Here is a 12,332-nt window from a genome sequence, read left to right on the forward strand (position 1 = left end):
GGGGTACTTTGCCATTGATAATATCCACGTAGGAGGCGTTAAAAATGATAAATTAATTGTACAACGCCCGAGGAGAACGTTCTTGTATTAACCATTTTTAAATTCAACCTCTGTTTTATATCCACAAACAGCGGTTTCCCTTCTCCCAAAACAACAGGGTGAACAGATAATCTAAATTCATCAACAAGTCCTAAATTGATAAAAGTTGTAATCAGACTTGCTCCACCATATAGCCAGATGTCTTTACCAGGCTTATTCTTTAATTTATTTACTTCTTCAAGAATACTATCATTTATGAATACTGCTTTATTATCAGTCCCCTTTTGCGTCCTGGAAAACACATATTTCTCTTTACTATGAACCAATTCCCAAAATTCTTTTTCAGAATCCATATGTTCATTTTCCGGAGTAAATTGTCCCCATAAATCGTAGCTTTTTCTCCCATATAAAATGGTATCAATTTGATTTAAAAAATGAATAAACCCCATCTCAGAGTCCATAATGCACCAATCAACTTCACCATTTTTCCCTTCAATAAAACCATCTAAAGTAACCGCTAAATCTAAAATAATTCTACGTTTCATGATTTGTTACTCCTTTCATTAATCTACCACCCATTTTAGACCTCAAATATGTCACCTTATGTCATCTTAATAAAAGAGAGGATATCTTTTTAACAATGCTGTCCGCGATTCTGTCTGTAACGGCAAATAAGGCCATCCTTGTTAGGATAGCCTCTATTTGCTCATGACAATCACATCACCGTTCCTGTTTCTTCCTCTGCCTTATCCGACTCTTTCCGTAGATATGCGCCATATTCCTGAGTCCACGTCCACATGGCAGCGAAAATCGGCTGAAGGCCCTGCCCGGCCACCGTTAAATCGTATTCAACATGTAACGGCACACCGGGGTACAACGTGCGCGTGATGAGTCTCTTCTCCTCAAGCAGGCGCAGTCGGTCTGTCAATGTTTTGGGGCTAATCGGATGCAACCTACGGCGCAATTCTCCGAACCGTCGGTTACCGTTAAACAACTCGTACAAGAGAAGGATCATCCACTTACTATCCAGTATTTCAAGAATCGGCTCGACTGTCCCAGGACAAGATTGATCCATTTCCATTCGTAAATCCTCCATAGTTCATTTTTTGAAACTATTGCACTTAAATGTAACTACTTTTCAAATGTACCATATATCCGATAAGATGTGGACCAGGGAATAATAATGAACAGAATACAAGGAGGAGTATTACAATGAAAACAATTTTATGGGCAACTTTAACTGCTAACGGCAATTATGCGCAATCCGGTCCTGAAAATCCGCCGAAAAAAGAAGCATTAGCAGACTTCGCAACACACGCTCAAGCTGCAGGGAATTTTATTGTCGGGCGGCGGACTTTCGAGGCTATGCGCGGAAATGGCGGCGGAGGGCCCTTTGGCGAAGTGGATATCGTCGTAGTATCGAAGAACGCCTCAGAAATTCCGGGAGTAACAGTGGTGCGGTCGCCTCAGGAAGCCTTGAGCTACTTGCAGCAAAAAGGCCATCAAACCGCGCTCATTAGTGGCGGTGCCGATATCCATAATTCGTTTCTAGGCCAAGACCTTGTAGACGAAGTAATTTTTAATGTGGCGCCTGTGTTGGAAGGTAAAGGGCTAAATCTTCTAATCAACAAAGATAACTACCAGTATAAGCATGTAAAATTGCTAGGCTGCAAGCCCCTTGGCGGCGACGTTATTCAACTGCGTTATGCGATTGACCGATAAACGGTTCGTCGCCCCCTAGCGGTTATTGAACTGGGTTCCAGCAATCGACTGTTGAAGCTCTCCACAAACGCACAATCACTCGCAAAGAAAAGTGAATATCCTGATGATAATCGTCCGGCCTTCATTATGTTTGAGGAGATGGTTATCATCGATCGTTTCTGGGCGTACGCCGACCCGAAATACAGTTTCTCGCTTAAACTTCCGAGATGGTGGAAACCCTATATCGTCGTAAAAAGGACAAATCATCCCGGAGATGCGCAACATGCCCTATTTTTCCGCTTTAAGTACAAAGGGAAAGTATATCAAGAGGTTCTCGGTATATACGTCTTTCGGATGACCTTGCAACAATGGCGCAAAAGAGGCTTCAACGATTCTCCTTACGTGGTGCTTGCCAGCCGCAACGGCAACATTTTTGCCTATTTGACGCCGGAAGAGCTTCCTAGCGAGTTTCTCAATAAATCCGGCAACGACTTTGATTATCGAAAATACGGCAAACAGATTAGGCTAATGAAGCGTATGGTGAACGACAACGTTCCAAAAGTCGTCAAAACGTTCCGGTTTATCGCAAAATGAAGCGGATATTGAAGATGTCCTTATTATTAGGCGCTATCCAGTGGATAGCGCCTTTATTCTTGATCCTACGCCAAGCCCCCTTTCGAGGAGTTGCATTCTTTACAAAAAGTTGGACATTTAATGCACATATTATTAAATTGTTTTGCCTTTTTACCCGGAACTATAATGAATTCGCAGCACGTTTGTATGCGCTATCATTTTGGAATCGGGGGGATTTAGTTGACACTCAGTTGGCTCAAATCAGTCGCTCTAGCCACAGTATTAATTGTTGGATTGATACCGTTCGGCGCGCCAATGACGTCCGCGGCAGCAGCATCGAGTTCGGCGGTATCGATCGAACAATCCGGCGACGTCGTTACGGCAACGAATGGAATGCTTACAATCACTTACGATTTGTCGACTGGCAAAGGTAACTTCAACGCCGGCACGACTCGCATCATGAGTGACTTCTATTCGAATTACGAAGTCGACGGCAGTACGACGCGCATCAACTCTTACGACGCTGATGCAAGCACGGCGACTTGGTCCAATGTCGGCACCAATGGAACCGATAAATACGGGACAGGTCAGATGCTAACTATCACGAACGATTTTGCTTCGGGCTCGAGTATGGTGCTCAATCTATCCTTGTACGAAGGTAAACCGTTCGCGCTCGTAAGTATGACAGTGAACAGTGGCACCTCGCAAACCATCAGCGTCATGGAGCCGATCGCAGCGGATAACCTGGACATTGGCTACGGTACGGATAAACGTATTTATACCGCGCCCTATAACAACAATACTGATTTCGGAGTTGCTCCAGTCAATGACTTTGGCCACAGCGAGAACGGCTACGATCGTCCAGAAGGATTAGATGTGAAATGGGCTCCATTCAACGGGACGAGTTATTGGGTTGCCGCCATGTTCGACAATACGAACAAGCACGGCTTTATCGGTGGAGCCGCCACGACGTTTAAGTGGAAGAGCATGGAATTCCTTAGCCCAGCTACGTCCGCTAACGGTCCATTGACGGGCTTCTCTCTCTACAACGCTGGCGGCACGCAAAGCGGAACCTCCGTAGATTCCGACCTGTTTTTCCTAGGCTACTACGATGATTATCGCGATGGCTTAGAGCAATACGGCAGTACGTATGCGATCGGGGATCCAAGGCTCAAGTGGGACCATGGCGTCCCAATGGGCTACAACACTTACTACACCTACTACGGCTTGGTGACAAACGAGTCCATGCATGCGATGGTCGATTATTTTTACGACAATCTGAAGTCGCTCGGCTATACGTATATGAATTTGGACTGCTGCTTCAGAGGTCCGTCAGGTAATGGCACGAGCGACGACGTAAGAGACTATGCCAACTATGTGCATAGCAAAGGCATGAAAGCCGGCGGATATGCTGTTCCGTTCGCCATATGGTCGGGTCTGGATGAAATCGTTCCAGAAGCTCCGAATTATACCTATGGCGATATTGCGCTGAGGGACGATAACGGCGATCCGATTAAGACTTATTTAAGCACATATATCGTCGACGCCACCCATCCGGGCGGTCAAGCCTTTATCAGACACCAGATGGAAGAATATTTCGTCAACACGGGCATTGACTATGTCAAGCTGGATTTTCTCGACTTTGGTATGTTCGAGGGAAAACACTACGATCCAACCATGAACGGCATCCAAGCTTATCGCCTTGGCATGCAGATTGCCCGCGACGCGCTGCTATCTGCGGGAGATCGCGATATTTTTATCAACGAATCCATCGCTCCGCTTCTTCCGTCCGGTTATGCCCATGGGAGAAGATCGGGCGTCGATACGACGATTGAACTGTGGGATTGGGACACGAATAATAAACTTTATTCGGGAATCGAGCGCCAGGCGCTGAACGCGGCGGCCTCTTGGTGGACGAACGGAACTTTGTACGAATACAACGATCCTGATATGGCCATCCCGGAAAACATCGCGAACGGATTTAATAAATATCCACTGAACGAAAGCCGCCTGAAATCGACCATCGACTTTTTGGGAGGCGGGCATCTCATTCTAGGTGACAATATGCCTTTTGTCTCCGAAGATAGGTATAGCGCTTACCTTAACCCTGCGTTAATCGATATCGCCAAGCAAGGCATGGCGGCCAGACCGGTCTCCATGACGAATATTACCAACAAGCTTGAGCATTCTCCGTCTCTGGTCTATTCGACAGATCGTAACGGCGATAAGCTCGTCGGCATGTCCAACTGGAACCTGAACGGATCGACAACGAATACGGTTACGTTCTCCGATCTCGGTCTAAGCCCGACGGAGCAGTATACGATTACGGAGCTTTACAGCGGCACGAATCTAGGTGCGTTTACGGGTAGCTACACCCGGAATCAACTGAGTGGCGAATCTGTCATTCTCCGGATTTCGACGACAAGCTCCTCGTTGCCGCCGACACCGCCGCCGGTGAACCTCGCTATTGGTATGCCGGCTGCCGCATCCTCCGAATATGATAATTATTGGTATGCCGCATGGAATGCGAGAGATGGCGACGAAGGAACGCGTTGGAGCGCGTCACAGGTTGACAATCAATGGCTCGAAATCGACCTTCAGAACGAGACGGATGTCAACCGCGTCATCATTAAGGAAGATGGCGGCGGCGGTCAATATTTCCCTAATGTGACTTGGTCGCTGCAATACTGGGACGGCACGGATTATGTAAATATAACGAAAGGCTACACGTTAGGAGATAAGCGCGTTATTGATTTTCCGACTATCTCGACCTCGAAGATCCGGTTGTACATGGGTAAAAACCGGTTCCTTCCTTCTATTAAAGAGCTTGAAATCTATAACATACCTGGCAATACCGGGTACATCATCGATCAGGATAATAGCTCAGCACCGTATATGAAGCAATCAGATATTAGTGCGGGCATGCAGCGGATGCAAACATTTTCGATTACTTCCACTAGCCTGCCTAAGATTGATGTTTACCTCTATGAGAACTACGTTAATGACGTTCCGGAGGATAATTACTATATCGATATCGTAGAACTCGATGCGAATAACCAACCATCGAAAAAGCTGTTTAAGGCATCGTTAGCTTCCAATAACATTCCAGGCGATCCAACTCCGTATTCCATCTATCCGCGGCTAACAGGCCTCGATACGACGAAGAAATACGGTATCGTTCTCCGATCGCCAAATACGATCGACAACAACTCTACCAACAACAAGTACGGGGTTGCCTACTCCGACAATAATTCATATGCCGACGGTTTCGCGGCAGTATCGACCGACGGCGGTATGACTTGGAGCGCGGAAAACAACGGTATGCGGGATTTAATTTTTACGATTTATAGAGGTCCTACGGTTCCTGTAGATCCTGTAGATCCTTCCGGTCCTTCGGGTCCTTCGGGTCCTTCAGGTCCTTCAGGTCCAACTTCGCCTGCAGCGCCAACAGAGCTTATTGTAAGTGCTGCGGATTTGGCGAAATCGACAGAAAAAACCGTAACGATTCAGATCCCGGACTCCATGTATTCCGTATTGTTGCCGATTACGACGGCAGATCTTATCGGGGACAAGTCGTTAACATTCGCCCATCAGAAAATGTCCATAACATTCAATAAATCAAACTTGGAGAGCATGAAAGCATTAGTCCCAAGCGAACAGTTGGATGGCGCAAAAATTCGCTTCACTGCGAAGAAGGTATCACGAGCAGACATTGAAAATCTGATCCGACAATCTGGTCGCAACGGTTCGGTCTTTTTGACCATCGGAAGTGATGTATATGAATTCAGCTTGTCAGTCATAACGAAGGATAACAGAAGCATTCCGGTCACAACGTTTAAGGAACCATTAACATTAACAATCCAAGTTGACCCGAATGTGAATCCCGATTTGCTCGGCGTATATTATATCGCACTGGATGGAACGATCCAGTACGTAGGCGGTACACTTGTCAACGGGGTTATGACGGCTGCTATACAGCACTTCAGCTCATATGCCGTATTGGAATACAAGAAAAATTTCACTGACGTTAGCCCGACTCATTGGGCAAACGGGATCATTCACAAAATGGCGGCTAAGCACATTATCAATGGGGTTACCGACACGACATTCGTTCCCGATGGCCTTGTTACGAGATCGGAGTTCGCAGCCATGATCGCAAGAGCACTAGTTTTGAGCGCTCAAGGCGAATCCAAATTCAAGGACATCAAATCTTCGCAATGGTATGCGGATGCCGTTACTGCCTTAAGCGAAGTAGGTATTGTGACGGGACGTGGTGACGATCTGTTCGCACCTTCAGAGAAAATTACGCGAGAAGAAATGGCGGTCATGATCGTTCGGGCTTACGAGTGGCAGACAGGCAAGAAAATCTCTGAAGCAGGTCAGAATTCCTTTGGGGACCATGCGAAAATTAATCGTTGGGCTCAGGATGCTGTAGGGAAAGGCCAACAGCTTGGTTTGATCAGTGGTCGAGGGCATAATCAATTTGTGCCGCAAGGTATGGCGACTCGAGCAGAAAGTGCGAAAGTGATTTCGGGCTTGCTGAAATAACTTTCTCTTAGACAGGGCGTAGCCCCTTCCGCAGACAACATGGCGGAAGGGGCTTTCCCTTTGTGTAGAGAAATGCCGATTTCATGTTAAACAAAATCTCTAGTACCACCGATAAATGCATATAAGCTCGGATTTTGACAGAAATGAGGTTATGAAATCGAATGCAAGTTGGAATTGATTTAGGAACGACGAACAGCTTGGTTGCCTTCTGGTCGGAGCAAGGACCTGAAATTATACTTAATGTACTAGGAGAGCGTCTGACGCCATCAATTGTGAGCGTTAACGATAATGGAGACATCCTGGTTGGACAAATTGCGAGTTAGAGCAGCTCGAATGGCAGGAGGACTTCTTATGCACCCATGGAACGTACTGAAGATAGCGCCCACTTCGGATCTCTCTGTAATTCGCAAAGCCTACGCGGCTCAGTTGAAGCTGCACCATCCTGAGGACGATCCGGAAGGCTATCAGCGAGTGAGGGAAGCATACGATGCTGCGGTGAAATGGGCGAAGCAGCGGCCCAAAGAATATGAGATCGAAGATGACGAAGAAGTAGAGGATGACGACACAGACAACGAGGAAGTAGTGGATGACGAAGAAGAGGACGACGCGGACAACGTGGAAGTATTAGATGACGAAGAAGAGGAAGAAGCTGAGTTCGAGTACATCGATCACAGGCGGAGGCCGAAATGGTATCTGGAACAGGACCTACATTCCTACGGAGACCCGCCTAAGGATGATGTACATGCGTTCATGTTGCAGGTTGAAGCAATCTATAACGACTACACAGCGCGGATCGATATCCGGAACTGGGAGAAGCTGCTACAAGAAGATGTTATTTGGGACATGAAGCAGCGGTATGCCGTTTCCGGGAGGCTTCTTGAATATTTGAATACGCATTGTTACTTGCCCAAACCAATCTGGAAGTTGCTCATCGAGATGATGTTCCAGTGGACAGAAAGCCAGCCCCAGGAGCTGCAGAACCAGTACCCTCAAGTCTATGCCTTCGCCTTTGATTCGTTGAATGCCGCTGCTTATATGGGCTATTCGGCGCTTCTGCAAGCATCGATGAATTATGACACATATCTTCGTCATCGCGATATGGCATGGCGAGCCTTGTACAGTCAAGAATGGCATGAAGCTTTTATTGCGCTGGGCAACGCCTTGAAGCTGTATGACGGTGATCCGGACTTGATTCGTCTTTGCATCGAGTATGCTTGGAAAAGAAACCGATTGAACGATGCGATGCAGTGGTGCAATCGGCTGGTCGAGCTGGCTCCGGAGCAATTGGAGGGCTATCTCCAGCGCGCACGTGTCGCGTTCCGTCTTGGTAAGCATGAGGAAGCGCTGAAGGATCTGACCTACGTACTTGGACAGGAACCGACTCGTATCGAAGCGCTATCCTACGCAGGGCATTGCTACTCACAGATGGGTCAATACGAGCAGGCAGAGGAGATGTTCAGGAGCATCCTGTCAATGAATGAGAACGATGCCGACGCCTTCCTATCCTTGACCGAGCTCAACGGGAAGCTTCGCGAGTCCATCAAGAACAAGCGCATGCCAGGAAAAAAAGCGTACCTGCAGCGCCTGAATCAAGAACTCGGCCGACAGCCGTTTCGTACCAGACTCAACCAAGGCGTTCGAATGCTAATATCTCGAAGGTGGCTGAATATCGCCTTTATTATTTTCATGCATTTTTGGGTATACCATTCCTTCATGAAAGAGGCCGGCGTAAGCGGTCCTTTTGCCTATATAGCAGACGCTGCATCCGTCTCGAAAGTCATCGTCGCCTCGCCGGATAAGCTGGAGACGCTGCCTCCGGGGGTACAGAAAGTTAGGCTGCAAGTAACAAAGGCTTATTTTACAGGATTCGAACAATACTATGATAAAAACAGTAAAACCGTCTTCTATCTAGCGACCGCCGAGGCGGAGAAGCGAGGGATAGTCGACTCGAACACCGGCTACGTCTGCGTAGGCTTATTAGGCGAGCAGGTCATCTACATCGTGACGAGTTATGAGAAAGCATTGGAAATGTACAATAATCACACAGCTGAAGTGGATGGCTACATCCATTCAGAGGTACCGTCTGAATTGAAGAAGGTCTCGGCCAGCAATGTGAGTCTCAAGAGCAGCGCATCGTATCCCGATCGTTACTTGGACTGGAAACATCAGCAAACGAGATCGGATCCCAAACACGTACCTTTTATAAGCTTTCTGTACACGCTGATCTTGGTGCTAGGTTATCTCAGATTGTACAGGCTCTATCTAAAAATCGTAAACTACATAAAATATATCTGATCAACGGGAGGAGGATGAATCGATGAATGAGACCGGCAAGCTGGGCAGAGATGCGCTAGAGTTGTACAAGAATGCGATCTTATCGTCGAATATTATTAGCAGTAGTAATCATCTGGGCGATTTCTACGCGCAGAATCCGGGAAGCTGGAGCAACGGGCATGTGAAACAACATCTCGGGGCATTCAACATTAGCGACGCAAATAGCCTCCGACAGCAATTAGAATGGCTAATCACACATGGTTTCCGGGAGCAGTTCGAGCAGCTTCGTATGTTGCTTGTCGCGATTCCTGAAGCATCGCACGCGACCATTATAGAATCCGAGACGTCCCCTGAGCGTCGGCGTCAAATGTCTATCGTCCGGGATTATATGTGGCGCGTTTCACCTGCAGGCATTGCGGCCTTTGACTGCTCCACGGCGATGTTTTGCTGCTGCGGGGGTAAACAGGTGTTTACTATAGAAGAAGCTGAACACTGGTCGTTCATCGAGCGAATCGTGCAATTAACCAGAGAGCTCTTCTCGAACTGGCGAGATTATCTCATCAGTCTTAGCATTGGCAGCCAGTTCGCGACGAAGGCAAACGTCGATTACGTTGGCATTAATAAGGCCGTACTGGCGAAGCTGCTAGCGTCCGAGCATAGCCTGCTTCGCCAGGTTGAATTATAAGCAGCCGTCCACTGCGATATGTTTCGGGCGACAGCACTTTAATCATCCTTAACACTGTGTTTGAAAATTCGCTTTTCCTTCTAAGATCGCATGCAAGAATTTTTTCGATTTTCTCAATCGCTGCTGGATATCTTCAATTTCTCTAATTTTTTGTTCAACAATTTTTTTCTTTACGTCGTATGTTAAATTAAGTTCTTGATTGACTAGCAAGCTTAGCTCCTCTATAGAAAAGTCTACGGATAAAAGTGCCTTCACATCATTTAGAAATTCAACAACTTCTTCAGAATAAATACGATAATTATTTACATCCCTTTTCACAAATGTGTCTGGAATTAGGTTTTTACGTTCATAGAATCTCAGTGTTGATATGGGCAGCCCCGTTAATTTTGAAACATCTTTTATTTTCATAATAGGACCTCTTCTTATTCATTTGCTATAAACCTAGGTTTATAGTTCATAATGCGAATATGATAACAGACGACATACACAATGTCCAAAAATTCAATGTTATCAAAAGGAGAGCTTCTATGTTTAACCATATTCAAAATAACGATTTCGCCAGTATAGTCAAGGGAAGACGTTCCGTTCGTCATTATGACGAGAACTTTAAAATATCGAAAGAAGAGTTAAACGAAATGATTTCGGAAGCCAGCTTGGCTCCGTCCTCCGCCAATATGCAGCCGTGGCGCGTAGTCGTGGTCGACACTCCAGAAGGAAAAGAAAAACTAAGGCCTCTTGTGCGGTTCAATACAGTACAAAACGATACTTCATCGGCCATGTTATTAATTTTTGGTGATACCGAAAGCTATTTATATGCTGAAGAAATTTACAATACAGCCGTGGAAGAAGGAAAAATGCCAGCTGAAGTACGAGATCGTCAACTCGGAACAATTCTATCGATGTATCCGACTCTACCGAAAGAACTCAAAATTGAAGTTGCAAAAATCGATAGCAGCCTCTTTGCAATGCAGTTAATGTTAGTAGCTCGTGCACATGGGTATGATACGAATCCAATGGCAGGCTTTGAAGTTGACCAAGTAGCTAAAGCATTTGATTTAGATGAAGAACGCTATGCTCCAGTAATGATTATTTCAATAGGAAAAGCCAAAGAAGAAGGGCATGAGTCAGTTCGATTAAGTTCTGACAAGATTACATTTTGGAGGTAACTTCTGATTAAACATTGCGCCGACGGGAAGCGATAGTTCGTCCAATACAAACAGCGACAGCTTCGGACTTTATCTCCTCGTCCATGACTGCCGCTGTTTCTTTCATTTTATCGACGAAAAATCCACGCTGTATAAAAACATCGCTTCAGGTAAGTGAATCGTCATTGTTTTAATCCTTCCAAGAATACTGCAAGTACCTTCATCGTCTCGTCCAGAACATTAGGCTGCAGAGACTCGTTGGCAAGCCAGAGCGCCGTCTCATTCAAACCGCCCGAAACAAAATGGGTCATTGCATCAAGGGGAACCATCCGAAAGTATCCATGGTCCTGCATGGTTCCAAGCTGCTCCCTTAATAAACGCATGGAATGGTTCTTATCCATCTCTCTCCATACTTCCCAGCCAAGAATCGCAGGGCCGTCGATCAGCATGATACGTCTATTTCGCTCTTCGACAGCAGCCATAATGAATGCGCGGCAACCCAGGTAGAGCTGCTGCCATAGATCTTCACTTGCCGATGCCTCCTGCTCCACCCTTTCGGCAACCTCCCGCTGGACATCTTCAAGTACAATTCTAAACAATTCCTTCTTGCTGCGAAAATGATGATAGACCGCTCCCCGCGTCAGATTCGCCTCATGAACGATCGATTCCAATGCCGTATCAGCATAACCGTAATCGGTAAAATGTATTCTGGCGACATCGATCAGCTTACGGATCGTTTCCGCAGTCGCAGCTTTGTTTCTTCTCATAATCGACTAGTTCTCCATTCGCATTACATAGCATCCAATTTATTGTGATCTGCTTGTAATCCTTTGTCAAACCACTCAAGGAGCCCCGGGTAGTAGGGCTTGATTAAATTGGCTAGCCGTACAGCCAGCTCCTGCAAGTATTCCCTCCCTTATTTCCATATCTCTTCGGAATATTGGGTACTAAAATCATTCGAGGGTGGGATGACGGTAATGATATCGATCAATACCCCGTTGGGATCGGAGGTAATGAAATGCCGCTGTCCAAAATCCTCGCTCCGGATATCGAGCTCTAGTGGTAGCTTGGCTTTCCGAATGAGACGTTCGTATTCAGCATCAACATCGTCCACTTCGAAATTAAGAATCAGCCCTCTTACTTTTGTCCGGTATGCGTCGGGAATGGTCGTATGAGAGGCGTCTAGAATAGCCAATTCATACGGGATGTCATTGCCGGGCATATTCAAGCTGATATACCAGTTCGCCTCAAACATCTTTTTGAATCCAAAGTAATCCTCGTAAAATGCTGCCGTGGAAATAACTTGATCTGTTAAAATGACGGGATAAAAACTGGATACTTTCATAATAATACCCCTCTCGGTTATG

Annotated in this window: 11 protein-coding genes and 1 pseudogene; 7 read left to right on the forward strand and 5 right to left on the reverse strand. The window is 46.3% G+C overall.

All coding sequences use genetic code 11. From position 1 onward, the window contains the following. Nucleotides 1-38: 38 nt before the first annotated feature. Together FPZ45_RS13180 and FPZ45_RS13185 are read right to left on the reverse strand one after the other, a co-directional pair. Complete coding sequence (locus FPZ45_RS13180) at nucleotides 39-584, reverse strand: dihydrofolate reductase family protein (protein WP_144702295.1); 546 nt, start codon at nucleotides 582-584, stop codon at nucleotides 39-41. A gap of 170 nt (nucleotides 585-754) precedes the next feature. Next, nucleotides 755-1,120: a winged helix-turn-helix transcriptional regulator gene (locus FPZ45_RS13185; protein WP_144702297.1), complete on the reverse strand. Its 366-nt coding sequence runs from the start codon at nucleotides 1,118-1,120 to the stop codon at nucleotides 755-757. A 131-nt stretch (nucleotides 1,121-1,251) separates the two neighbouring features. Between FPZ45_RS13185 and FPZ45_RS13190 the strand changes: the two genes are divergently transcribed. From FPZ45_RS13190 to FPZ45_RS13235, 6 genes and pseudogenes are all read left to right on the forward strand, one after another. Further along, nucleotides 1,252-1,761, forward strand: coding sequence for a dihydrofolate reductase family protein (locus FPZ45_RS13190; protein WP_144702300.1), 510 nt, complete (start codon nucleotides 1,252-1,254; stop codon nucleotides 1,759-1,761). Nucleotides 1,762-1,899: 138 nt separating this feature from the next. After that, nucleotides 1,900-2,334: a hypothetical protein gene (locus FPZ45_RS13195; RefSeq protein WP_144702303.1), complete on the forward strand. Its 435-nt coding sequence runs from the start codon at nucleotides 1,900-1,902 to the stop codon at nucleotides 2,332-2,334. 219 nt (nucleotides 2,335-2,553) lie between these two features. Next, nucleotides 2,554-6,861, forward strand: coding sequence for an S-layer homology domain-containing protein (locus tag FPZ45_RS13200; protein WP_186438378.1), 4,308 nt, complete (start codon nucleotides 2,554-2,556; stop codon nucleotides 6,859-6,861). Nucleotides 6,862-7,022: 161 nt separating this feature from the next. Beyond that, nucleotides 7,023-7,178 (forward strand): annotated as a pseudogene (locus tag FPZ45_RS13220) (Hsp70 family protein); the annotation flags it as partial. A 34-nt stretch (nucleotides 7,179-7,212) separates the two neighbouring features. Further along, on the forward strand, nucleotides 7,213-9,156 hold the full coding sequence (locus FPZ45_RS13230; RefSeq protein ID WP_186438379.1) for a J domain-containing protein: 1,944 nt from the start codon (nucleotides 7,213-7,215) through the stop codon (nucleotides 9,154-9,156). Between the two features lie 22 nt (nucleotides 9,157-9,178). Next, nucleotides 9,179-9,820 (forward strand): DUF1266 domain-containing protein, encoded by a 642-nt coding sequence (locus FPZ45_RS13235; protein ID WP_144702309.1) that lies wholly within the window; start codon nucleotides 9,179-9,181, stop codon nucleotides 9,818-9,820. 48 nt (nucleotides 9,821-9,868) lie between these two features. On the opposite strand, the gene FPZ45_RS13240 is transcribed toward FPZ45_RS13235, so the two are convergent. Continuing rightward, nucleotides 9,869-10,228: a MerR family transcriptional regulator gene (locus FPZ45_RS13240; protein ID WP_144702312.1), complete on the reverse strand. Its 360-nt coding sequence runs from the start codon at nucleotides 10,226-10,228 to the stop codon at nucleotides 9,869-9,871. Nucleotides 10,229-10,347: 119 nt separating this feature from the next. Here FPZ45_RS13240 and FPZ45_RS13245 point away from each other — a divergent pair, with 119 nt between their 5' ends. After that, on the forward strand, nucleotides 10,348-10,986 hold the full coding sequence (locus tag FPZ45_RS13245) for a nitroreductase family protein (RefSeq protein WP_144702315.1): 639 nt from the start codon (nucleotides 10,348-10,350) through the stop codon (nucleotides 10,984-10,986). A 161-nt stretch (nucleotides 10,987-11,147) separates the two neighbouring features. On the opposite strand, the gene FPZ45_RS13250 is transcribed toward FPZ45_RS13245, so the two are convergent. Beyond that, the gene (locus tag FPZ45_RS13250) at nucleotides 11,148-11,732 is read right to left on the reverse strand and encodes a TetR/AcrR family transcriptional regulator (protein ID WP_144702318.1); all 585 of its coding nucleotides are present in this window, start codon (nucleotides 11,730-11,732) and stop codon (nucleotides 11,148-11,150) included. Nucleotides 11,733-11,881: 149 nt separating this feature from the next. After that, nucleotides 11,882-12,310, reverse strand: a complete 429-nt coding sequence (locus FPZ45_RS13255; protein WP_144702321.1) for a VOC family protein — start codon at nucleotides 12,308-12,310, stop codon at nucleotides 11,882-11,884. Nucleotides 12,311-12,332 lie beyond the last annotated feature (22 nt).

This window comes from Cohnella terricola (assembly GCF_007786475.1).
GTDB classification, from domain to species: Bacteria; Bacillota; Bacilli; order Paenibacillales; family Paenibacillaceae; genus Cohnella; species Cohnella terricola.

Excerpts from the sequence above, each read along its gene's own strand:
- FPZ45_RS13180 (WP_144702295.1), bottom strand. The coding sequence starts at position 584 with ATGAAACGTAGAATTATTTTAGATTTAGCGGTTACTTTAGATGGTTTT.
- FPZ45_RS13185 (WP_144702297.1), bottom strand. The coding sequence starts at position 1,120 with ATGGAAATGGATCAATCTTGTCCTGGGACAGTCGAGCCGATTCTTGAA.
- FPZ45_RS13190 (WP_144702300.1), top strand. The coding sequence starts at position 1,252 with ATGAAAACAATTTTATGGGCAACTTTAACTGCTAACGGCAATTATGCG.
- FPZ45_RS13195 (WP_144702303.1), top strand. The coding sequence starts at position 1,900 with ATGGTTATCATCGATCGTTTCTGGGCGTACGCCGACCCGAAATACAGT.
- FPZ45_RS13230 (WP_186438379.1), top strand. The coding sequence starts at position 7,213 with ATGCACCCATGGAACGTACTGAAGATAGCGCCCACTTCGGATCTCTCT.
- FPZ45_RS13235 (WP_144702309.1), top strand. The coding sequence starts at position 9,179 with ATGAATGAGACCGGCAAGCTGGGCAGAGATGCGCTAGAGTTGTACAAG.
- FPZ45_RS13240 (WP_144702312.1), bottom strand. The coding sequence starts at position 10,228 with ATGAAAATAAAAGATGTTTCAAAATTAACGGGGCTGCCCATATCAACA.
- FPZ45_RS13245 (WP_144702315.1), top strand. The coding sequence starts at position 10,348 with ATGTTTAACCATATTCAAAATAACGATTTCGCCAGTATAGTCAAGGGA.
- FPZ45_RS13250 (WP_144702318.1), bottom strand. The coding sequence starts at position 11,732 with ATGAGAAGAAACAAAGCTGCGACTGCGGAAACGATCCGTAAGCTGATC.
- FPZ45_RS13255 (WP_144702321.1), bottom strand. The coding sequence starts at position 12,310 with ATGAAAGTATCCAGTTTTTATCCCGTCATTTTAACAGATCAAGTTATT.